At 33.8% G+C, this 22649-nt stretch carries 18 protein-coding genes; 12 read left to right on the top strand and 6 right to left on the bottom strand.

Annotated features, from left to right (window positions below):
- Positions 1–81: 81 nt before the first annotated feature.
- On the bottom strand, positions 82–1407 hold the full coding sequence (locus tag HHU12_RS23285) for an aspartate kinase (protein WP_169659147.1): 1326 nt from the start codon (positions 1405–1407) through the stop codon (positions 82–84).
- A gap of 453 nt (positions 1408–1860) precedes the next feature.
- On the opposite strand from HHU12_RS23285, the gene HHU12_RS23280 reads away from it, so the two are divergent.
- The 6 genes from HHU12_RS23280 (at position 1861) to HHU12_RS23255 (ending at position 8482) form a co-directional block, all read left to right on the top strand.
- Positions 1861–2637, top strand: a complete 777-nt coding sequence (locus tag HHU12_RS23280) for a carbonic anhydrase family protein (protein WP_169659146.1) — start codon at positions 1861–1863, stop codon at positions 2635–2637.
- Between the two features lie 107 nt (positions 2638–2744).
- On the top strand, positions 2745–4040 hold the full coding sequence (locus tag HHU12_RS23275; protein WP_169659145.1) for a sigma-54 interaction domain-containing protein: 1296 nt from the start codon (positions 2745–2747) through the stop codon (positions 4038–4040).
- A 12-nt stretch (positions 4041–4052) separates the two neighbouring features.
- Positions 4053–4415 carry an Hpt domain-containing protein gene (locus tag HHU12_RS23270; protein ID WP_169659144.1) on the top strand — a complete coding sequence of 121 codons (363 nt, stop codon included), beginning with the start codon at positions 4053–4055 and terminating at the stop codon, positions 4413–4415.
- Between the two features lie 83 nt (positions 4416–4498).
- The gene (locus HHU12_RS23265; protein WP_169659143.1) at positions 4499–4879 is read left to right on the top strand and encodes a RidA family protein; all 381 of its coding nucleotides are present in this window, start codon (positions 4499–4501) and stop codon (positions 4877–4879) included.
- A gap of 195 nt (positions 4880–5074) precedes the next feature.
- Positions 5075–7165 (top strand): phosphate acetyltransferase, encoded by a 2091-nt coding sequence (gene pta / locus HHU12_RS23260; RefSeq protein ID WP_169659142.1) that lies wholly within the window; start codon positions 5075–5077, stop codon positions 7163–7165.
- A gap of 108 nt (positions 7166–7273) precedes the next feature.
- Complete coding sequence (locus tag HHU12_RS23255; protein ID WP_169659141.1) at positions 7274–8482, top strand: acetate/propionate family kinase; 1209 nt, start codon at positions 7274–7276, stop codon at positions 8480–8482.
- Between the two features lie 276 nt (positions 8483–8758).
- Here the strand turns inward: HHU12_RS23255 and HHU12_RS23250 are convergent, their stop codons facing one another.
- On the bottom strand, positions 8759–9274 hold the full coding sequence (locus tag HHU12_RS23250; RefSeq protein ID WP_169659140.1) for a hypothetical protein: 516 nt from the start codon (positions 9272–9274) through the stop codon (positions 8759–8761).
- A gap of 188 nt (positions 9275–9462) precedes the next feature.
- On the opposite strand from HHU12_RS23250, the gene HHU12_RS23245 reads away from it, so the two are divergent.
- Together HHU12_RS23245 and HHU12_RS23240 are read left to right on the top strand one after the other, a co-directional pair.
- Positions 9463–10368: a DNA/RNA non-specific endonuclease gene (locus HHU12_RS23245; RefSeq protein ID WP_169659139.1), complete on the top strand. Its 906-nt coding sequence runs from the start codon at positions 9463–9465 to the stop codon at positions 10366–10368.
- 83 nt (positions 10369–10451) lie between these two features.
- The gene (locus tag HHU12_RS23240; RefSeq protein ID WP_169659138.1) at positions 10452–12191 is read left to right on the top strand and encodes a PAS domain-containing sensor histidine kinase; all 1740 of its coding nucleotides are present in this window, start codon (positions 10452–10454) and stop codon (positions 12189–12191) included.
- 6 nt (positions 12192–12197) lie between these two features.
- On the opposite strand, the gene HHU12_RS23235 is transcribed toward HHU12_RS23240, so the two are convergent.
- Complete coding sequence (locus tag HHU12_RS23235) at positions 12198–12692, bottom strand: cupin domain-containing protein (protein WP_169659137.1); 495 nt, start codon at positions 12690–12692, stop codon at positions 12198–12200.
- A gap of 183 nt (positions 12693–12875) precedes the next feature.
- Between HHU12_RS23235 and HHU12_RS23230 the strand changes: the two genes are divergently transcribed.
- On the top strand, positions 12876–13508 hold the full coding sequence (locus HHU12_RS23230) for a Crp/Fnr family transcriptional regulator (protein ID WP_169659136.1): 633 nt from the start codon (positions 12876–12878) through the stop codon (positions 13506–13508).
- A gap of 67 nt (positions 13509–13575) precedes the next feature.
- Positions 13576–13878 carry a rhodanese-like domain-containing protein gene (locus HHU12_RS23225; protein WP_169659135.1) on the top strand — a complete coding sequence of 101 codons (303 nt, stop codon included), beginning with the start codon at positions 13576–13578 and terminating at the stop codon, positions 13876–13878.
- A gap of 75 nt (positions 13879–13953) precedes the next feature.
- On the opposite strand, the gene HHU12_RS23220 is transcribed toward HHU12_RS23225, so the two are convergent.
- Positions 13954–16353, bottom strand: a complete 2400-nt coding sequence (locus HHU12_RS23220; RefSeq protein WP_169659134.1) for a TonB-dependent receptor domain-containing protein — start codon at positions 16351–16353, stop codon at positions 13954–13956.
- 362 nt (positions 16354–16715) lie between these two features.
- On the opposite strand from HHU12_RS23220, the gene HHU12_RS23215 reads away from it, so the two are divergent.
- The gene (locus tag HHU12_RS23215) at positions 16716–18641 is read left to right on the top strand and encodes an AAA domain-containing protein (RefSeq protein ID WP_169659133.1); all 1926 of its coding nucleotides are present in this window, start codon (positions 16716–16718) and stop codon (positions 18639–18641) included.
- A 62-nt stretch (positions 18642–18703) separates the two neighbouring features.
- Here the strand turns inward: HHU12_RS23215 and HHU12_RS23210 are convergent, their stop codons facing one another.
- Positions 18704–20254 (bottom strand): caspase family protein, encoded by a 1551-nt coding sequence (locus tag HHU12_RS23210; protein ID WP_169659132.1) that lies wholly within the window; start codon positions 20252–20254, stop codon positions 18704–18706.
- Positions 20255–20358: 104 nt separating this feature from the next.
- On the opposite strand from HHU12_RS23210, the gene HHU12_RS35855 reads away from it, so the two are divergent.
- Positions 20359–21267: a DMT family transporter gene (locus HHU12_RS35855; protein ID WP_169659131.1), complete on the top strand. Its 909-nt coding sequence runs from the start codon at positions 20359–20361 to the stop codon at positions 21265–21267.
- 55 nt (positions 21268–21322) lie between these two features.
- Here the strand turns inward: HHU12_RS35855 and HHU12_RS23200 are convergent, their stop codons facing one another.
- Positions 21323–22450, bottom strand: coding sequence for a hypothetical protein (locus tag HHU12_RS23200; RefSeq protein WP_169659130.1), 1128 nt, complete (start codon positions 22448–22450; stop codon positions 21323–21325).
- Positions 22451–22649 lie beyond the last annotated feature (199 nt).

The raw sequence follows: 22649 nt of genomic DNA, 5'->3' as shown, positions 1-22649 counted from the left end.
CATCAAACAAAAAAGACTCCAACAATTGAATTGCTGAAGCCTCTGAAATCTATTTATTTATCTAAAGAAAGGTCTTGATACTTATACCAAAGCCTCGCTGTATAATTCTTTATGCAATAAATTCAATGCATTATTTTTCTCAAAAGTAGGAATCAATACAGAAATGTTACTCTTACTTCCTCCGTAAGAAATCATTCTTACAGGAAGAGATTTTAATGCAGTAACTACCTGAGAAACAATGTTTGCATTTTCAACAAGCATTTGACCCACTACACAAACAATTGTCATGTCTTTATCTACTTCCACTAATCCAAGTGACTGTAAATCACGAACAATTTCTTCTAAGTGTGTATCATTGTCAATTGTTAAAGATACCGCCACCTCTGATGTTGTGATCATGTCGATTGGTGTACTGTACTTTTCAAAAACTTCAAATACTTGTTTCAAGAAACCGTATGCCATTAACATTCGGCTTGACTTGATTTTAATCGCTACAATACCATTTTTCGCCGCAACAGATTTTACAGGAATTGCATTGTCTGAAGTTGGTCCGATCAAAGTTCCAAAAGCGTTAGGTGCCATTGTGTTCTTCAATCTTACCGGAATATCTTTCGTTTGAGCTGGCAATACTGCAAGTGGATGAAGGATTTTAGCACCAAAGTAAGCTAACTCGGCTGCTTCATCATAAGTCAATTGCTCAACTGCTTTTGTATTTTCAACAAAACGAGGGTCATTGTTATGCATGCCATCAATGTCAGTCCAGATTTGAACTTCCTCAGCATGAATACAAGCCCCAATAATAGTAGCAGTGTAGTCACTACCACCTCTTTGTAAATTGTCTACTTTTTCAAACTCATTAGTACAGATATAACCTTGAGTGATAAACAAAGTATCACCTTTATATTGTGCTAAAGTAGCCTCAAGTCTTTTTTCAATCTCAGAATACAATGGCTCACCATTTTCCGATCTCATAAAGTCAAGAGCAGGAAGTAACACTGATTTCACTCCTTTTTCAGTAAGATAAAGGTGCATTAATTTAGTTGAAATCAACTCACCTTGAGCGTGAATTTCTCTTTCTTGTTCCGTTGAGAAACCTTCAACAGCATAAGAGTTTAATAACGCATACTTCTCATCCATTAAGGCATGAGCTTCTTCTCTTGCAGCTTCACCTTCCAATAGCTCATAAATATGTTGATCATACTTTGGTTTAAAATCAGCAACCAATTTCTCTACTAATTGCTTGTCACCAGCATAGTATGCATCGCAAATACCCACTAGAGCATTTGTTGTTCCTGATACGGCCGATAAAACTACTATTTTGGGCTTTTCATCAACAATCAGATTTGAAACCTGAACCATACGTTCTGCTGAACCTACCGAAGTACCACCAAATTTATAAACTAACATCGCACTAAAACTGTTTTTTTCTTTGTTAAATCCTGAATATTATGATACAAATATGATAGAGTCTTTTTTCTCCTAGAAATTTAAAGATGAAAAACACCTAAATTTCACAAACTGTTATATTTAAAACACGCTGAGTAATTTATAACAATTTAAATGAAGTAATTAAGCCAGAATAACGACAACAGATTAAGGTGTTTTTCAACGTCAATTACACACTTCATTTGGATAAAAACTGAATCACTTTACATATTACAACGTAACTACACAACGTTTTAAATAAAACATTAAGAAATATTTAAAACTAAAAATTCGTTAAATGTTATTTATTTGAGTGTAATTCCAATTTGATGATAATAATTACCATATTTGAAAATCTATAGTCACTACTTATTATAACTATTTAAAAGACATTTGGACGGTAGAATAATCCGTTTAGAAAACTCTCATTTTATTATGAAATTAACACTAGCAAAAGTTTTAGTTGTCTATCTCGCTTTCGTATCATTAGCATGTTCAAATTCTGATAAGCAAAATACTGATCATCATGATGGCAATATAGCTTACACAGAGGCAGAGTGTGATTTTGGAGATATTCAATCTCCAATCAATATTCTTTCGCAAAGAACAAAAGGAATAATTAAGTCCAGAATTAATATTGAAGCACATTGCAATGCAGTGGAGAATAAGGGACATACTGTTCAAATTGATTTCGATAGTACATCAAAATTAGTTTTTGGAGATGATCAATACAGCTTTAAACAGCTGCACTTCCATACTCCTTCTGAACATCAGATTGATGGTATTACATATCCAATGGAAATGCACATGGTAAATGTATTAGATAATGATGAATCTGATAAACCACATTTCTTAGTGATTGGTGTTTTGTTTAAAATGGGAAAAGAGAATGTATTCTTAAATGAATTCATCAATAAAATCCCCAAGGATAGTAATGGACTCGTAAAAGTTAGTGAAGCAGAAGTTAATCTTGAAGATCTTTTTGGCAGTTACGACTGTGAAGAGATGAAGCATTATTTTCACTACAACGGTTCTTTAACTACTCCTCCATTTACAGAAACAGTTTCTTGGCATGTTAATCAGGTTATTTTCGAAGCTTCAGAAGAACAAATCAAAATCATGAACAAAATTGAAGGTAACAATGCTAGACATATTCAAGATTTGAAAGGAAGGTATGTTGAAAAAGAAGATCTTTATGTTTCATCTAAATAAGGGAACTAAAGCATAGCATTATATTAAGACTATAAAATAAAGGTGATCTTTCGAAGGTCACCTTTTTTTATAAATTTGTAATTCATTACTATTAACCTTTGAAGAAAATGAATGCAATTCTCCTTACCAACAATACAAACCTCATTGATTCAATTCTTTCTTTTTTACCCTCAATTGAAGTCTACTCAAACCTTGAGAACCATAAGCACCTTGTAGATGTAGAAGTCTTAATTATTGATGAAGAATACATCATCGATCAATTGGAAAAACAACTAGACTTTATCAACTCCAACTGCACTGCTGCAGCAAAGTATATTATTTCAACAAAAAATTGTATTCATAATTTAGAATATTATCAAAAAAATGAAATTCCCAATTATATATTACATGATGAAAATTTCAACGAGAGGTTGAAGAAACATTTTTCGTCCATTACAATCAATGCAAATAAAAATAATTTTACTTTTTCTGACTTAATCAAAGGAAAATCAGAAGTAATTGAAAAGGTGTTTCGCTTAATGAAGAAAGCCTCAAACAGTCAGATCACTGTAAACATTACGGGTGAAACAGGTACCGGAAAAGAGCTCGTTGCACGGTCTATCCATGAAAACTCTCAGAGAAAAAATAATAATATGGTTGCTGTTAACATTGCTTCCATACCAAAAGATCTGATAGAGAGTGAATTGTTTGGCTATGAACAAGGTGCGTTTACTGGAGCTACACAAAGAAGAATCGGGAAGTTTGAAGAAGCTAAAGGAGGCACATTATTTTTGGATGAAATTGGCGAACTTCCCCTAGATCTTCAAACAAAACTTCTAAGAGTACTACAAGAAGGAGAATTAACAAGACTTGGAGGTAACGAAGTGATAAAAACTGATGTTCGATTGATTACGGCAACTCACCGTGATCTCTATTCAGAAGTATCCAATAATAACTTTAGAGAAGATTTATATTACCGTATTTTGGGCTTGCCCGTTCACCTTCCTCCTCTTCGAGATAGAAAGGAAGATATTGTTGAGCTTTCTGATAATTTTTTGAAAGTCGTTTGCGATGAAAACAACATTCAACCTCAAAAGATATTAGGAAAGGATGCCATGAAGAAACTACTTAATTACAACTTCCCCGGCAACATCAGACAACTGAAAGCAATCATTGATTTAAGCGTAGTATTATCATCCAATTATGTGATTAGTGCTAGTGATATATTAATTGAATATCAAAAAAATGATCTGAATTTACTGGAAAAAGAGCTAACTCTAGAAGAATATAACATCGAGATCATAGATCACTTTTTGAAAAAGTACTCAGGAAAGGTGAACTTTGTAGCAGACAAGCTTGAAATGAGCAAGTCTAAAATTTACAAGTGGATTGCTGAAGGCAAATTGACAAAACCAAGAACCTAAATTTTATTCAATATGAGTACAGTTCAAAATACAAAGTTATATAACCTCTCACAATTAGAAATGCTCTCTAGAGGAGATGATGGATTTGTTAATAAGATGCTCAATTCTTTCACAGGCAACCTAAAAGACGGTATAAAAGAAATTACAGACGCCTATAAATTACATGATTGGAGCACTATCGGGAAGGTAGCACACAAATTAAAACCTTCAATGTTGGTGCTAGGCGTAACAAGCCTGAAAGAAACTATCATCTTTTTAGAGAAAGATCATAAAGACGGAAGTGTTGATGAAAAGGAAATCAGCATGAAAGTGGAAAGTTTTCTTGAGAAATGTGGCATTTTGTTAATGCAGATACAACAAATATCGAATAATTAAGAAAAAAACTGACATCTGTCACTTAGAGGGTAAAAGTATCTATCTATTTTTGCGGAGTAAAACGAAAAATTAAATTTACTCTAATGAAACAAATTATTTTCAGTGAACTTGCCCCATCACCCTTAGGGCCGTATTCTCAAGCTATTTTAACGAACGACACTCTTTATGTCTCTGGGCAAATTGGTATTAACCAATCTACTGGAGAATTTGTGTCTGATTCAATCGAAAATGAAACACACCAAGTAATGAAAAATCTTGGTTTCATTTTGGAAGAGGCCGGTTTGACATACGAAAATGTAGTCAAATGTAGTATCTTTGTCAGAGATATGAATGACTTTGCGAGGATAAACGAAGTATATGCTACTTACTTCAATGAAGAGACTGCTCCTGCTAGAGAGACGGTTCAAGTAGCCCGTCTGCCTAAAGATGTAGGTATCGAGATCTCTTGTATTGCAATTAAATAAAATGTAATTTTTCTATGTTTAATTGTGCATTTTTATCAAATGTTATCATTATTCCTAACATTAATAATAATTCACAATTAATTGAAACATAGAATTTGAAAATACGTGCATAAATAGAGATCTTTTCAAAGTTGGGAGATCTCTATTATTCATTTATCTACCACGCATATAAAATCAACCACCATTACAAATCAAATGACAAATTCGATTTACATCAGTACTGCAGAGCCAAATAGTGGCAAAGCCTTAGTTGCCTTGGGTATTCTAGAAAACTCGTTACGTAAAAGTTCTAAAGTGGGCTTCTTCAAACCAGTAATTGGAGATTTCAATTCTGGAAAAGAAGACGAGCACATTTCCCTAGTGATTGAGCACTTTGGGTTAGACTTAACGCATGAGGAAGCTTACGGTCTTACGCTGAAAAGAGCGAATGAGCTTATCTCACAAGGCAAAAAAGATGAGATGCTTGAAATCGTAATCGATAAATACAAAAAATTAGAAGAGCGTTTCGACTTTATTCTAATTGAAAGTAGTGATTATAAAAACAGTATTACATTAGAACATAGCTTAAATATTGAGTTTGCTAAAAACTTAGCTACACCTGTTCTAATCCTAACAAACGCTCATAAAAAATCACTTGAAGATTGCACTGACTCATTAAGAGTTGCAATTGACGAGTTTAAAGCAAATGACTGCCAAGTTATTGGAGCAATCGTCAATAGAGTGAATCCTGAAATTGTTTCTACACTTCATACAGGATTAGCTGAGAAGTTTGCTAGCAAAAATATGCTTTTGGCTACTATCCCTGCTGATGAGAGAATTTCTAGTCCTACCATCAGAGATATCGCTGAGCATTTAGATGCAAAAGTTCTTTATGGTGTTAGAAATCTTGATGTATTGGTTGACAATATGACTATTGCTGCCATGCAGATGCAGAATTTCTTGCCAAAAATCAAAGATAATTCACTAGTAATGACTCCTGGCGATAGAGGTGATATCGTTTTAGGTACACTTTCAGCACACAGGTCTCAAAACTACCCTAACATTGCAGGTCTACTTTTAACTACTGGATTGGAGCCTGATGACTCTATCAAGAAAGTAATTGAAGGCATGAAAGACATGTTCCCTGTATTGTCTGTAAAAGAAAATACATACCACACTGCCAACTCTGCCGCTGATGTTACTGCATCAATGAGAGCAAATGATTTAACTCGTATTGCTTATGCTAAAGAACTTTTCGAGCAACATGTTGATTCAAAAATGCTGGAAGAGTTGTTGAGTACTGTGAAAATTGATGGAATGACTCCAAAAATGTTCCAGTATACTTTAACGCAACGTGCGAAGAAGAAAAAAGCGAAAATTGTATTGCCAGAGGGCAACGATCCAAGAATCCTTGAAGCGACTGCAATTCTTGCTACTCAAGATATCGTTGACATTGTACTATTAGGTCAGAAAGAAGAATTGGTTGACATTGCTAGAAAGAATGCGATCAATCTTGATTTCGATTTGGTAGAAGTGATCAACCCAGTAGAATATGAAAAATTCAATGAGTATGTAAATACTTTATATGAATTAAGAAAACACAAAGGTATGAACCTTGACATGGCAACTGATGCAATGTCTGACGTTTCTTACTTTGGTACTATGATGGTACAAATGGGTGATGCTCAAGGTATGGTTTCTGGTGCTGTTCATACAACTGCCGCTACAATCCGTCCTGCATTGCAAGTGATCAAAACTAAACCTGGTACATCAGTAGTTTCTTCAGTATTCTTCATGAGTTTACCGGATAGAGTTTTAGTATATGGTGACTGTGCTGTAAACCCTAATCCTAATTCAGATCAATTGGCGGAAATTGCACTTTCTTCTGCAGAGACTGCAATTGCATTTGGTATCGAGCCTAAGATTGCAATGCTTTCTTACTCTTCTGGTTCTTCAGGATCAGGTGAAGAAGTAGAGAAAGTTCGTAAAGCTACTGAAATTGCAAAAGCTAAACGTCCTGACTTGAAAATCGAAGGTCCTATCCAATATGACGCTGCTGTTGATGCAACTGTTGGACAGAAGAAAATGCCTGGTTCTGAAGTAGCAGGTCAAGCTAACGTATTGATTTTCCCTGACTTGAACACAGGTAATAACACATACAAAGCCGTTCAAAGAGAAACTGGTGCATTAGCAATTGGTCCAGTACTTCAAGGTTTGAATAAGCCAGTGAACGATTTAAGTAGAGGTTGTTTAGTGGAAGACATCTTGAATACAGTGATCATCACTGCTATCCAAGGTATCCAATAGTCAACAAATATTAATAATAATACTTATTAAGAATACCCTTTACATGCCGTGGAGGGTATTCTTATTAAATTGCATAAAATTATAATTAAAAACACTTCATACATTTCAATGAAAATTCTTGTAATCAACGCAGGTAGTTCTTCTTTAAAATACCAATTGTTCGAAATGGAAGGCGAACAAGTTCTTTGCTCAGGTATTGTAGAAAGAATTGGTTTAGAAAATGGTATTATCACTCATAAGACTTTCGATGCTGAAGGTAATGCTTCTAAAACAAAACTTGAACTTCCTATCCCTAATCACAATGTTGGTCTTAACGAGGTAGTGAACCTTTTAACCGACGCTGAAAATGGTGTGATTCAAAATACTGATGATATCGAGGCTGTTGGTCATAGAGTAGTTCATGGTGGTGAATTCTTCAACAAAACAATGCTTATCACGGCTGATGTTGAGGAGAAAATCAAAGAGTGTTTCCAATTAGCACCTCTTCATAACCCTGCCAACTTACAAGGAGTTTTAGATTGTACTAAAATCTTCTCTAAAGCGAAGCAAGTGGCTGTATTCGACACAGCTTTCCATCAAACAATGCCTGCAAAATCATACAGATATGCTATTCCTACTGAATTGTATGAGAAAAATGGCATTCGTGTGTATGGTATGCATGGTACCTCTCATAAATATGTATCTGAAACAACTATCAAATATTTAGGTCTTGAAGGAAAAGATTCTAAAGTAATTACAGTTCACTTGGGTAATGGTTGTTCTATGGCAGCTGTTAGAAACGGTGAGTGTATCGATACTTCAATGGGCTTCTCTCCTCTTGACGGTTTAATGATGGGTACTCGTTCAGGTGATATCGACCCAGCAGTTGTGTTCTACTTAATGGACAAGCTGGACATGAAATCTGAAGAGGTTTATGACTTATTAAATAAAAAATCAGGCATGTTGGGTGTGACTGGCGACAGTGACATGAGAGACATCGAAGATAGATTCAATGCTGGTGACGAAGTAGCTATTTTGGCTCTTCATATGTACACTTACAGAATCAAGAAATATATTGGTGCTTACATGGCGGCATTAAACGGTGCTGATGCTATTGTATTTACAGCGGGTGTTGGTGAAAACGACCACGGTGTACGTCTTTTAGCAGCCAACGAATTAGAGCACTTAGGTGTTGTTGTAGATGAAGCGAAGAACCACAAGTTAAGAGCTTCTGATATTGAAGAAATTCATGCAGCAGATTCTAAAGTGAAAGTACTTGTAGTTCCTACAAATGAGGAATTAGAGATTGCTCAACAAACTTTAGAAGTGATTGGATAGTCAATCCACACACATAAAAAATCCCATACCAACAAACCGGTATGGGATTTTTTTTTGGAAAAAACCGTAATTCCAAACTTGGAAATTACGGCCGATAATTAGGTTTTAACAGGAAGTTTCGTCTTCATTAAACGATGTAATATCATCCTTTAAACCTAAGTACGGCGTTTTTATACTCTAGTCAATCCAGCTTTACACTTGTTTTCACAAGTTTATCAAAGAATAACATAGTTATCATCTTCTTAACAAGTCTATAAGAACTTTTAATATATCAGTCTACAAATTGCCTACTGCTTCCACCTTTTTTCTTTCAATAATTTCAGACTGATAAGTTGTGATTTTATCCATCACTATTTTCTCTGGCAATTCTTGCGATTTTGCCGTCTTACATAAGACAAATTGATGATTTGACATTCGCCCCACAACCCCAACTTGATCCAGATCATTCAGATCTAATAAATCATACAATTTATCTCTTTCTTTCAAGTCTGTAACCAAGTACAGCTTATGACAATGTTTTAAGGTCTCCATAATTCTGGGGTTATTATCAAGGAAAGAAACATCAGTCAGTACTAAGAATCCTATCACCATATTATTCGAACTTGAATAGATAATAGCATCCAATTTAGTTTCTGAGGATGAAGGTACATAATCCCTCTGAATTAATATTTTATTGGTTTTTAAACCGGCCTGTAGAGCGATAGATTTCCCAAAGCTCTTTTTTAAGTTCCTGAACAAAGCCCCACTGATTTCTTCATAAATCAGCTTTGCAGAAATGTTAAGAGTAGACATGTTTGTAAAATTTAGGTTATTAACATTTATTAGCCACTTCGTTGCAATAGTACGAGTTTGCAGTAATTACTATCACAATCATCAGATCAAATAATACAAAATATCATGAACTACAAAACATACAGATTTACTTTATTGCAACTTGTGTGTATTTTTACATTTATAATTAAAATAATTCAATTATTTACATGCGTTTCAAAATTTCGTTTCTAATACTCTTCATTTTTACGAGTACTCAAATTGTTGGACAAAATCTAAGAGAAGTTCCAGCAGAAATATTTCCTTCTTTCGAAAAGGATTATCTAATTATCCGTCATAAAAATTACACAATTGCTTACAGCGAGAAACACGAGCAAGCTGCATTCGTAATCTATAAACTCACCAAAAAAGAGTTGTATAAACATGAAGAACGCTCCAATCATTTTATTGAAGACCCTGATATAAACACTTCTTCTGCTAATGATGATGATTACTATCAATCTGGATATGACAGAGGACATTTAGCTCCCGCTGCTGACATGTCATTTAGTAAAACTGCAATGGAGGAAAGCTTTTTCTATTCTAACATGAGCCCTCAAAAGCCTTCTTTCAATAGAGGAATCTGGAAAAGAATGGAAGAACAGGTAAGAGATTGGGCTTATTTAAAAGATAGCTTGATTGTGATCACAGGGCCCGTTTTGAAAGATGGTTTGGAAAAAATTGGACCTAATAAGGTAAGCGTTCCAGAATACTATTTTAAAATTGTCCTTTCAAAAACAGAAGACGGAGAATATGAAGCTTTAGGCCTACTTGTAGAAAATAAGAAATCATCTGCACCTTTAAGTCAATTCTTTGTGACTATAGACTCCATTGAGAAAGTCACTTCTATCAACTTTTTCGCTGGAATTCCTATACAAGAATCATTTGAGAGCAGTTATGACGCCTCCTACTGGGAAATTGAAGATATTGATTATGTAGAAGTCACTGAAGATGAAGATAATGACGAAGAAGAGGAGCATAAAACAGCTCATCAATGTGAAGGAAAGACGAAAAAAGGGACAAGATGCAAGCGAAATGCTGTAGAAAACAGCAAATATTGCTGGCAACATCAATAAATTTATTCAACGTTAAAGTTTTTGTAACTGATATTCATTAAATTGGGGGAGATAACACCCAAAATGTTATTATCCCAAATTATATGAATGTATTTCTACAAAATGACAAGAAAAAGATAAAGACTTCTACAGCTTCCATAAAAGATAATCATTACTTAATCATTAATAGTAATGGTAACATCAAGTTCATTTCAAAGGGCTTTTTAAACGGTGCCCATACCTTTGAAGAAAATAGATCGATAGCCGTAGGACTTTCTCCCAAAAACCAAATAGTGTTCAAGCAGAAAATTTATGATGCGCTGAACACTCAGGACACTGTTATTTTTGAATTTACCATCTCGATCAATTCGAGACCCCATCTTTTTAAGATTACTCTCTATCCTTTTTTCATCAATGAGGCCTTTGTAAATGCTACATTTGAAACTGTAAACAAGGAAAAAGAACTTCATTTAAAAAGGTTTAAGGACACGTATATTCATTCTGTAGATGCAATAATCTGGATTGACCCTTTTTCTAAAGATGTCATTTTTTCTAATCCTGCTTTTGAGAAAATCACAGGGTATTCTGAGAAAGAAATCTTGGATAAATCCTTTTTCATGCTAATTCCTGAATCCGAAAAAAATAAAGGCAAAAAGGAATTTTCTGAGCTTAGAAAGAATAAAAGTATTGTTTCTGATACTGTTATCATCACAAAAAAAGGGAATGAGCTTCCAGTAGAAATCAGTGCCAATGTGGTTACTTCTGAAAATGACTCTCCTTATATAGTCTGCGTTCTGAAAGATCAAACGGCACTCGCTAAAGCAAAGAAAGAACTGAAGGCTAATTCAACTCGATATGAAGCAGTTTTAGATAACTCTAAAATTAAAATCTGTCAGTTTGACCTTCAGCTAAAACTTCTTTGGACGGGTTCATCGAATGATGTTGTGACTTCTAAATTCCTAACGGAAAAAGATTACGGCTTGAAGATAAAAGAGATCATCAATAATGAGTCTGGCATCAATATCCATCATTTTATGAATGAAGCGATCAAATCTAAAAGCACTGAATTTGGCAGCTTCCCAATAATGTATGATAAAGAATGGAAAGTAGTAGAGATCTACTTCACTCCTGTCATTGAAAAGGGCAAAACAGTAGGTTTGAATGCTGTCTTTTTAAATATATCTGATCAGAAAAGAATTGAAGATAAATTGGATCACTTTGTATATAGAGCTGCTCATGATTTGAGAGGACCAATTACTACTATACAAGGCTTGATACAATTAATCAAAGATCAGGATAAAGAAAATAACTATACCAATATGCTGGAGGAGACTGTATGGACACAGGACATGCATCTTCAAAAAATTCTGGCATATTATTACAACCAAAAGAAGGAATTAAACGTTCTTCCAATCGACTTTGATAAGATCACACATCAGCTCAACGCTTTCGTAGGCAACTCTGGCTACAATATCTGCATTTCAACCAATAATGCTATCCGTAAAACTATTCACTCGGATGGTGAGCGTATTCTTTTACTCTTCAAAAATATTTGCAGTACTATTTTGCAGAATGTATCAAGAGATATACAAGTAAAAGTCAACATTGAACTAAAAGAAATTAAAAATGGAATCTATTTATCTTTTGAAGATAATGTATCTCCTAAAGACTCATTTGATTCCATTCATAACCGCAACGGTTCTACGGAGTATATCCACAATGACTTTTCAAAAGGTATTTTTATTACTACTGATATTATTGAAAAGCTCAAAGGAAAGTATCAGGTGAAGTATTCTAAGAAAAGAACTCAGAAATTAGAGATCCTCTTACCTGATTTAAAATAATCTCAGTTAATCTCTTTTGAAAGATTGAATAATCTCAGCGTATTGAGGATGTTCTTCTGTCAGATTATCGATGTTGGCAATTTCAAAATCCTCAAATTCAAACCCTGGAGCAACAGTACAACCTACCAATACAAAGTCATCTTCTTTTTCCACTAAAGCTCTAGCTGCAAACCAATTCCCTCCTTTAATTACATATTGAGGCACCTCTCCTGCTAGAAAATCTTTTCCAACTATAGTTTCTTTTAACTCACCGCTTGGTGTAATCTCTACAATCTTCACTCTTGCACCATCATAGTGATGCCAAATTTCTGTGTACTTTAATCTGTGAAAAGTAGAAAATTCATCTTTCCCCATCAAATAGTAGATAGCAGTAGAAGCATTTCTTTCTAAACGGTCAGAATTTACTTCAATAGTTTTATGGGAACGGTAAGTTTCATAGAAATACCCTCCTTCAGGATGGGGAGTCATTTCTAAAAATTTAATGATTTCGTCTTTTTTCATCTTTATTATTTATTTTCTTGAGCAAAGTCCCTCTACTCTTTCATCTAAGATACATTATTTATATACCCCGACAAATGTAACAATGCGTTTTTAAGGAATCATAATATTTACAAAAACATTATTACTTAAAGATAGAATAGAGTAAATTTGAAACATGTACAAATCATCATATATTAATTTGTTATGAAAAATAATATAGAACAATTTATTCAAAATAGCTTCCCAGCTTTACCTACTGACCACCCTTTAAAAAAAGAATTTCTTTCGGTTGGTGAATTGGTATCGATCGATGAAGGGGAGTTTTTAATCGATTTGAATGAAGAAATGAACTTTGTTCCTATTGTTACCAACGGTGTTTTAAAAGTAACAAGAGAGGATGAAGAAGGGCATGAATTATTTCTCTATTATTTGGAATATGGTGAAACTTGTACAATCTCAATGATGTATCAAGAAAGTGCAGTGAGGGTGACTGCGGAAGAAAAATCTTTAGTGTATAAAGTCCCTCTGACTGTAATTAATGAATGGATGGTCCGTTTTCCTGAGTGGAGAGATTTTGTGATGCAAGCTTATAAAGTCCGTTTTGATGGCTTATTAAAAGCAATTGATGAACTCGCATTCAAAAAAATGGATGAGAGACTAATCAATTATCTTCAAAAATTAAGAAATATAAAAGAGACTGATGTATTAAGCATATCCCACTCTGAAATTGCATTAAACCTTAACACCTCAAGAGAAGTAATTTCCCGATTATTAAAACAATTAGAGAAAATCGGGAGAGTAAAACTTGGCAGAAACAAAGTTGAATTAATTGGGTAACATTTATCACATAGCAGTAGAAGCATTTCTGTAACTTTGTAGTATCATCAAATTAAAAAAATACGCTATGGAATTTTTGAGAAAATTATTCGGCCTTGGTCCTAAAGTAAATTACAATGAATTAGTTGCCAACGGGGCAAAAGTATTAGATGTTAGATCAACTGGGGAATTTTCTTCAGGTCATTATAAAGGCTCTATTAATATTCCTCTAGATCAAGTAAGTAAAAGAATGCCTGAAATTTTAAAATTAGGTGAGCCTTTAGTGGTTTGTTGCAAATCAGGAATCAGAGCTTCTAATGCTATTTCAAAAATAAAAAAAGCTGGAGTGAAAGAAGTACACAATGCTGGCGGATGGACCAGTTTGAAATAAATAGATTATAAAGAATGCTACCCAACAAACGTCGGGTAGCATTACTTTATTTATACTATTATCTATGAATTCCTACTATAGTCCTCCTCCACTAGATTGTAATTTTCTTTTCTGACGACCTTGGAATTGTCCTCCAAAGGCATAAGAAAAGGATAATCTGTAAACAGGATTTTCTTGCTGGAAGTCTGCCATTTCAACAAAACCATTACCATAAGCTGTTTTTTGCTCTCCGCTGTAAAGTAAGTTGTTGATCTTGAAACTTAAATTACCCTTATGGTTTAAGATAGATTTTTTAATGGCTAAATCCATTGAATATTGTGGATCTGTGATACGTTGAGCATCATAATTTTTTGCTGTGTATCTACCCATCAATTGAACGGTCAGCGTCTTGATTGGAGTTACTTTAGCACTCAATTTTGCAGACCAGTTAATAGGATTATTATCTACTGGTATCGTATATTCTTCGTTTTCATCCTGAATATCTAAGTAATATAAATCTACAGAACCGTTCCATTCCCACCATTTTGTCATATTATAATTAGACGATACTGAAACTCCACCAGTCATTGATTCTCCCAAGTTTTTGTAAGTTACAACCGTAAGGTCTCGATCCTCATCATACTCCACAATTTCTCTTATGATATTTGTAGAATGTCTCATATACAATGCGGTATTTACACTAAATGCACCTCCCATATAGCCATATGACAATTCCATCGAATTAGTATAAGAAGGTTGAAGACCAGGGTTACCTCTCATTACACTTTGAGGATTCGATGACATCTCAATTGGAAGTAACTGCATCACATTCGGTCTTTTAATTCTTCTACTATAGCTAATCCCTACTGTATTTTTCTCTCCCAATTTATGTTGAATATGTAATGAAGGGAATAAGGATTGGTAATCTATAGTATAAGTGGTATCTGCAATAGATGAGTTGGTAATTTTACCTTCCATAAATGCTGATTCAGCTCTTAAACCTGCCTTGATTCTTGTATTTCCTAATTGCAAAGAGTATGATCCGTATGCCGCGTGTACTTGTTCCTGATAAGGGTAAGTATAAGATAAAGTATCATCTGAAGTAAAATTGATACTTTGAACTCTCATTTCAGCATCTGTCATTTGTCCTTTATATCCTATTTCGAATGAGGACTTATCATTGATCTGTTGATCATAGTCTACTGCCATTTGACTGAAGAACCAATTGGCTGAGTTGTTATTTCTACTGATTTCTTGCCATGCCCCATTCCCTACTTTTTCAGCGTTTTGAGGAATGATATCTGCTTCACCAATATTGGCGAATAAATCAATTTCTAAATTTCCTTTTCCAAACTCTTTTCTATGGTTTAGGTTAAACTGATCCCCTTGAGCAAGATTATAATTTTGACCTAGTTGAAAAGTTCTTCTCACAACATCCTCCCCGTCCATATATTCATTGGTATACTCTGAAAAAGCATCCGATTCCCATCTCCATCGTTCGTAAGCAATAGTTGAAGTATTTGTTGAATCCCAGAAGTAATCCATCCCTGCACGTACATTTCTAAATCCATTATCATCATTGATTTTCTCACTTTGTCTTAAATCGTTCAAAGTGATGTCTGTATAATCTCGATTCAGCTGACGTGTGTTATCCCATTCATTGCTACTCATATATGACTGAGCAAAAAAGTTGAGCTTTTTAACTCGGTAATTCAAACCAATAAAGCCCGAATATTTATTATTTGTACCTGCATTCAAACTCAAGTTACCATTGAAACCTTTCATGGCATCCTTTTTCGTGATCACGTTGATGATCCCTGAAAGACCATCTGGATCATATTTAGAAGAAGGGTTTGTAATAACTTCAATTTTGTCTACGGCATCAGCAGGAAGTGATTGTAAGATTTGATTGATGTCCATCTGAGAAGGTTTACCATCCAAAAGTACTCTTACATTGGTATCTCCTCTCAAAGAGATTGTACCATCAGCACCAACGTTGACCTCGGGTAATGTATTTAAGATTTCTGAAGTAGAATTACCATCGGCAATCATTGCTTCACTCACATTGATCACTTTCTTATCGATTCTGTTTTCGATAAAAGATTTTTCACCTGTAATTTCAACCTCATCCAATTGTTCAACTGAAGATACCAAAACAATTTCACCTAGTTCTAATTTTGATTTTTTGGGCGTCAATTCTATTTCCTCAATATAATTTTCATAACCAATAAATTGAACCACCAAATTGTATTTTCCTAACGGTACTTTGGTAAGCGTAAACTCTCCATTATCATCTGATAATACTCCGGTAATTGATTTTTTGTCTGCATCTAATAATGCAATTGATGCATAGCCAACAGGATTATTATTTTCTTGATCAATTAAACGGCCTTTCACCGTTCCTTTGGCTAATGGCTCGTTGGCCAGTGATGTAAACGACGTAAAAATTAAGCATATAAACGTAATATATGCACATACGAGTGTAGAAGTCTTCATAGATTGTATAATATAATTTGACACTTATAGTTAATCGCTGTTCTTATGAACAGATTACAGATTTAGTTGAATGTTAAATACTTAACTGGAAGCTTGTTAAGTTTCACATTCTTTAATAATTAATTCAATTATAGATGTTCAATTTTAAAATCCCAAACAAATCACCGTAAAAATTATAAATTCGTTAAAACAGACTACCATTCTGTAACACCATTGAACACACTTGTTCATTATCGTACGAATATTACAATAATTACTATTTTCACTTTTAAAGACACGTGCAATTTAAAAGGGTTGCATGAATTCATAATTTTTTCAAAAAAATCTAAATCATTTATGTAGATTAGATAAAAAAGGACAATATGAATAAAGACCAGATCAAAGAACACTTTAAAAAACAACTTGAGTTACTTCAGTTAGAGAGGAAGGAAGACTTAGAACAGTACAAAAAATTAATGAGCGATACTTCAATTGAAGAAAGAAGGAAGAGAGGAATCTGCTGGCACCCAGTTCAACTCCAGAAAACTTCTTTTGATGCCGGGGACCGTATCATTATTGAAGTCACTCGAAATGAAAATCATACAGAAAGTCATGTTTTCCAATCAGGAAAAAGTATTTCTTTATTTTCTACTGCAGGAAAGAACGAAGAACATACAGAGAATGTAAAAGCAGTAGTCAATTATGTCAAAAAGAATACAATGACCATAACTTTGAATGCTGATGATGCTCCGGATTGGATCAATGACGGACAGTTAGGCATTCAATTATTATTTGATGAAAGTACATACAAAGAAATGGAAAGGGCCATCACTTTATGCTTAAATAGTGAAGATCCGACATTGCAAAAACATAAAAATATATTTTTTGGTGAACGTGAAGCCAAATTCAGATCCATTTATGAATACAATATCCCCTACTTAAATGAAAGTCAGAATAAGGCATTAATGAACGTGTTGTCTGCTGAAGATGTAGCTATAATTCACGGACCTCCAGGTACTGGTAAAACAACCACTATTATTCAATGTATCATTCAAAATTTAAAAGATACAGATCAAGTATTAGTCTGTGCTCCTAGTAATGCTGCTGTTGATTTACTGACTGAAAAATTGGTAGAGAAAAAGATTAATGTAGTCCGATTAGGTCATCCTGCTAGAATTACAGATACTATTTTACAACAAACTATCGATGTAAAAACAACTAAACACATCCGCTATAAAGAACTGAAAGCAGTAAAACAGCAGGAAAGTCAATACCGAAATGCAGCTCAAAAGTACAAACGTAATTTTGGAAAAGAGGAACGTGAGGAAAGAAGAATGCTTTGGGGTGAAGCCAATAAACTAAGGAAAGAAATCCGTGAACTTTCTGATTATATAGCCAATGACATTATAGATAAAGCTCAAGTAATTGCATGTACTCTGGTAGGCTCTTCTACTCAAGTTTTAAGGGGCAAAAGATTTTCTACTGTGTATATTGATGAAGCTGGACAAGGTTTAGAAGCGGCAACATGGATCCCAATTCAGAGAGCTGACCAGATTATATTAGCCGGTGATCATCAACAACTCCCTCCTACTATTAAATCCATAAAAGCAGCAAAAGAAGGACTTGAAACCACTTTGTTTGAACAATTGATAACTTCAAAAAAAGTGGACGTAATGCTTCAGGAACAATATAGGATGAATGAGAAGATAATGAATTTCTCTTCTGAATTCTTCTATAAAAACAGTCTGATTGCCAATGAAAATGTAAAAGACCATCTAATTTTTGAAGGTGATCTACCTTTAGAATTTGTTGATACTGCCGGTACAGGTTTTCATGATTTCACTGATCCTGAATCGTTGAGCACGAGCAACCTTGAAGAGGCTGATATTGTTCAGAAACATATGACTGCTTATTTCACAGAAATACAACAATTAAAGAAATTTGATGAAGTACAGAATATCGGTGTGATTACTCCATATAAAGCTCAACTAAAGGAACTGAAAAACACACTCTATCACCTTGATTTTTCTGAAAATATCAAAAATAAAATCAATATAAATACAGTGGATTCTTTCCAAGGGCAAGAAAGAGATATTATATACATTAGCCTTGTACGCTCTAATGAGGAAGGAACTATTGGATTTCTTCAAAACACCAAAAGGATGAACGTGGCAATGACTAGAGCACGTAAAAAACTTGTGGTCATTGGTGATTCAAGTACCATATGCAGGCATAAATTCTATAAAAAATTTGTGGATTACACACAAGAAATTGGAGCTTACAGAAGTGCTTTTGAATTGATGTATTAAACCGTAAAAAAAAAATGGAACTGCCATTGAGAATTTTATCATAAGCAGTTCCATTTTTATTTTTATTCAGTTATACCTTGAGAGTTCATTACATCAGTAGCTTTTCTCAAACCATTTCGACTTGCTTCTAAAAGCCAATCTTTATAATTAAGATCAGTATAACCTAAATTTTCTAACTTATCTTTCTCTCTATATATCAGAAAAGATAACTCAAACTGACAAAAAGCATTTCCTTTTTTGGCTCCTTTTAACAAATTAACATATGCATGTTTTAACTTAGACTGTTTTAAACAATACCTGCCAGCATAATAATAACTGATCGGATGCTCTTCACTCAATGAGGATGTGATTTGATTTTGAAGTCTGTAATGATTTTCAATTTTCATCATTCCTTCTGATTGCAACATCGTCAGTAATAGAATATGCTCATCATTCATATTCTCAAAATGTTCAGTATAAAAAGTATCATAAGCCAATTGAATAAAACGGTTCTTTTCATTAGCATCTAATCGGATACCATGTCCACGATGATTCATATAGGCTACCCAAAAAGAGGCCTCAACATTTCCATTTTTTGCCATATCATGAAACTCATCTGCAATTTTTTGTAAAGCCACTGTATTGATAAATCGTTGCTTAAAAAATTCAAGGGATAATTCTTTTAAATTACCGTAATACATATTGACAAGCAGGTCAATCCTCTCCTTTTCATTTACTTTTGATGAAGAACTTCTCGCTTTGAAAACGAAATCCGACATTCCATTGGTTTCACCAAAATAACCTAAAATTGGATTGGAAGATAAAGTAAGTAGCTCAAGCTGTAACTTTTGAGCTGTCACAATACTATCACTAGCATTATCTTCTAAGGCTTTAATAAGATCTCTTGCAAAGGGTGAATGTGAACCAAAAGCACCATCAGGAACAGTATTCAGTCTACCAGAACTTAATACAAATCTCCCTTTATCTTTTAATTGTTTTTGTAGAAATACATTTGCGTTCCAATGATAATTTCTACTACTCGCACTTCTATTCCTCTGAATATTTTCATTAAAAGCTCCTCCAAAACAAACATCTACCATCAACATTACTTGTTGTGAAGGAAGATTATCGGCAATATTTTTAACATGTTGAAAAGGCAAGTAGGTTAATAAATTGGGGTCCTCAGTTTCATTTTTGGTTTCTTTCATCACTAAAAAACCTTCTTTATAGAAAATATTATCGTAGGTGCCATGCCCTGCTATATACAACAGAAAACGGTCATTCCGCTTCAATTTCTTTCGATATTCTTTTAAAGTTGAAAGCAATTGATTGGAGCTTGGGTTTCTTAAAATGTTTATTGTAAATCCATATTTTTCAGAAAGTACCTTTCCTATATCTTCCACGTCATGAATAGGATTATTTAGCATTGTAAAATTATCATATTCATCTGTACCTACTAACAAAGCATACTTCTTAGAGTTTACACCCTTCTGAAATTCGTGCTCATAGGCCGGATTAACCACTATGCTTCTATCTGTCTGACCCACTGAAATAGTGATATTTGCAAATAAAATGTATAGCAGAAAAAGGACTTTTTGAGAAGTCTGATTCTTATAAGTTGATCTATAAAGCATAATAATAAAATAAAACGAGCTCACGAATATCTTAATTATTACTATAATCATGCTAATTTTTTCGATATTTGAGGAAATGAACTTCCATCAACTTTCAATTAACTGTGCGAGCATTCAATAAATATTATTTCTTTTTAGTATTTACAACTTTCATTTGGGGCATTAACTTCCATGTTACCCAAGTGGCATTGCAATACACTTCAGCTATGCTAACTGGCACTTACAGATATACTTTGGGTGCTTTATTGTTGGTATTTATCATGTATTTCAGAAAGCCTACAAGTAAGGATATAAAAGCTGCTTTTTCAAAATGGAAGAGTATCGTTTTTGTTGGTGTAGTCGGTGCATTTGTATACAATATTCTCTTTTTAGAAGGCATGAAATACACCTCTGCTTTTAATGGCGTGTTGATTATAGGACTGACCCCTTTAAACACTGCCTTGATTTCAATTCCTATGCTTGGGCAACGGTTGAACCTGAGACAAGTCATTGCCATGATGTTTGGTTTTTTAGGTATTTTATTCGTCCTTTCAAAAGGTGATATCAATGTGATCACCAATCTGTCATTTTCAAAAGGGGATATTTACATTTTATGTGCAAACTTGAGCTTCTCTTTTGGCAATGTATACATTAAAAAGTATTTAGGTGGTTTTGCACCATTATGGCTAACAACCCTTGTTACTGTGGTGGCCTGTGTATGTTTTATAGGCTTTAGTGTTTTCTTTGAAGATTTTATTTTTCCTACAGAAACAGAATACCTGGCCGCATTATTTTTTATGGGTGCTTTATCTACAGCTTTATGTGGTGCTTTCTGGTTTATTTCTATCAAAGAAATTGGAGCAGAAACCAGTGCATTATTTATGAATTTGGTTCCTGTATTTGGAGCCTCGGCCTCATTTATTTTAGGTGAAGAAATTGTAACACCCCAATTATTCGGAGGTCTCTTAGTAATTACTGGATTATTGATCAACAGTGTGAAAATAAGATCAAAGAAACCGGTTTTAGAACATTAGATTATAAAAAATGCCCATCAAAACTTGATGGGCATTAATAATTAAATACTCTAAATTATAATTGATATAACCTTTCGGCGATCTCTTTATTGTGAGATAACCCCATTTTTTTTCTCAATCTAGACTTTGCTACATTGATTGCATTAGCAGTCGTATTTCTTAACTGTGCTATTTCTTTGGAAGACATTCCCAATTTCATATAAGCACATAATTCTCTATCATTTTTTGTCAACACTGGATATTGTTCAATTAAACGAACTGAAAACTCTGCATTGACGTCTTTAATATTTCCTTGTAAAGTATGAAGTTTTTTATCGGTATCAAGCTGAGATCTTAATTCAAAAATAATTTTCTGAAGCTCCTTCTTCATCTCACCTTTTCCTGACAACCCTTCAAGTTGCTGCAATACCTTCTCTTTGTTTTTCATCTGCACAAGTACATTGGCATTAATACTTTCAAGATCATTTTGAGTTAACGAAAGTTGATCTTCAAGCTCCTTCTTCTGCTGACTGAGTTCTAATTTCTGAGCCTCAATCTCCTTTTCAGTACTTTTCAAAATTTCATTCTTCTCACTTTCAGCCTCATGCTTGACCGTTCTCGAATGATTTTGATATACTCTTATTGTAAAGAAGATAATACCAGAAACCACAACAAGGGTAGAAATATGAAAGAGCGATGCCTGCCAGTTTTCTAGCTCTATGTAGAATTTTTCAGGAAATAATATTTTAGCAAGCATAATTAAAAAGACAATAAAAGCAATCATAAAAATAGTTTTACCGCTTAGCTCATTTTCTTTTTGGAAAACCATTAATACCATAGCTGCAATAAAAATGAAGCTCTCTAGCATAGTACATGGTATTACCAATGTAAAAAATACACCCATGAAAGTCATGGCAATTGCATTCAGCTGATTCGACATGTGGTACCTTTTGTACTTGATAAACTGTACATCTAAAAGCAACATAGCAATCATAACCGAAGGCATAAAAACTGTAGAAGCTGTTTTACTTACTAAAAACAGAAGTGAAGACAGCACTGTCATTACGACCAAAGCTTTATGACCGATGAGACAGATTTCATTTTTTAATACACAATTAGCGAGAGGTGTTTTAGAAAAAAAATCGTTTTCATTTAAAGCGTACACATCCCTAACTAAAGGACTTTTTGTTTTGAGCGAATTCATAAGAGTTATTAGTTAATCATCATTTTACTAATGTTTATGATACAAATTTACCACTACCACCCCCTAGTCCTTTTCAGGAGTGTTGTAAATAATATAAACTATGTTGCAACACTATAATTATCACTTAAAAAAAAAGAGGCTACATTAAAATGTAGCCTCTCGGTATATTTTTGAAGGTTTTTTATTTTTTATTGATAGA

It is taken from the genome of Flammeovirga aprica JL-4, assembly GCF_012844305.1.
GTDB lineage: Bacteria > Bacteroidota > Bacteroidia > Cytophagales > Flammeovirgaceae > Flammeovirga > Flammeovirga aprica.
Note: the sequence above shows the minus strand (reverse complement) of the source record. Positions and strands in the feature narration are given on the sequence as shown.

What these genes read in the sequence shown, in the direction of transcription:
- HHU12_RS23245 (WP_169659139.1), top strand. Translation starts at nt 9,463, where the DNA reads ATGCGTTTCAAAATTTCGTTTCTAATACTCTTCATTTTTACGAGTACT.
- HHU12_RS23255 (WP_169659141.1), top strand. Translation starts at nt 7,274, where the DNA reads ATGAAAATTCTTGTAATCAACGCAGGTAGTTCTTCTTTAAAATACCAA.
- HHU12_RS23230 (WP_169659136.1), top strand. Translation starts at nt 12,876, where the DNA reads ATGAAAAATAATATAGAACAATTTATTCAAAATAGCTTCCCAGCTTTA.
- HHU12_RS23285 (WP_169659147.1), bottom strand. Translation starts at nt 1,407, where the DNA reads ATGTTAGTTTATAAATTTGGTGGTACTTCGGTAGGTTCAGCAGAACGT.
- HHU12_RS23275 (WP_169659145.1), top strand. Translation starts at nt 2,745, where the DNA reads ATGAATGCAATTCTCCTTACCAACAATACAAACCTCATTGATTCAATT.
- HHU12_RS23235 (WP_169659137.1), bottom strand. Translation starts at nt 12,692, where the DNA reads ATGAAAAAAGACGAAATCATTAAATTTTTAGAAATGACTCCCCATCCT.
- HHU12_RS23215 (WP_169659133.1), top strand. Translation starts at nt 16,716, where the DNA reads ATGAATAAAGACCAGATCAAAGAACACTTTAAAAAACAACTTGAGTTA.
- HHU12_RS23250 (WP_169659140.1), bottom strand. Translation starts at nt 9,274, where the DNA reads ATGTCTACTCTTAACATTTCTGCAAAGCTGATTTATGAAGAAATCAGT.
- HHU12_RS23270 (WP_169659144.1), top strand. Translation starts at nt 4,053, where the DNA reads ATGAGTACAGTTCAAAATACAAAGTTATATAACCTCTCACAATTAGAA.
- HHU12_RS23200 (WP_169659130.1), bottom strand. Translation starts at nt 22,450, where the DNA reads ATGAATTCGCTCAAAACAAAAAGTCCTTTAGTTAGGGATGTGTACGCT.
- HHU12_RS23280 (WP_169659146.1), top strand. Translation starts at nt 1,861, where the DNA reads ATGAAATTAACACTAGCAAAAGTTTTAGTTGTCTATCTCGCTTTCGTA.
- HHU12_RS23225 (WP_169659135.1), top strand. Translation starts at nt 13,576, where the DNA reads ATGGAATTTTTGAGAAAATTATTCGGCCTTGGTCCTAAAGTAAATTAC.
- HHU12_RS23210 (WP_169659132.1), bottom strand. Translation starts at nt 20,254, where the DNA reads ATGCTTTATAGATCAACTTATAAGAATCAGACTTCTCAAAAAGTCCTT.
- HHU12_RS23220 (WP_169659134.1), bottom strand. Translation starts at nt 16,353, where the DNA reads ATGAAGACTTCTACACTCGTATGTGCATATATTACGTTTATATGCTTA.
- HHU12_RS23265 (WP_169659143.1), top strand. Translation starts at nt 4,499, where the DNA reads ATGAAACAAATTATTTTCAGTGAACTTGCCCCATCACCCTTAGGGCCG.
- pta (WP_169659142.1), top strand. Translation starts at nt 5,075, where the DNA reads ATGACAAATTCGATTTACATCAGTACTGCAGAGCCAAATAGTGGCAAA.
- HHU12_RS23240 (WP_169659138.1), top strand. Translation starts at nt 10,452, where the DNA reads ATGAATGTATTTCTACAAAATGACAAGAAAAAGATAAAGACTTCTACA.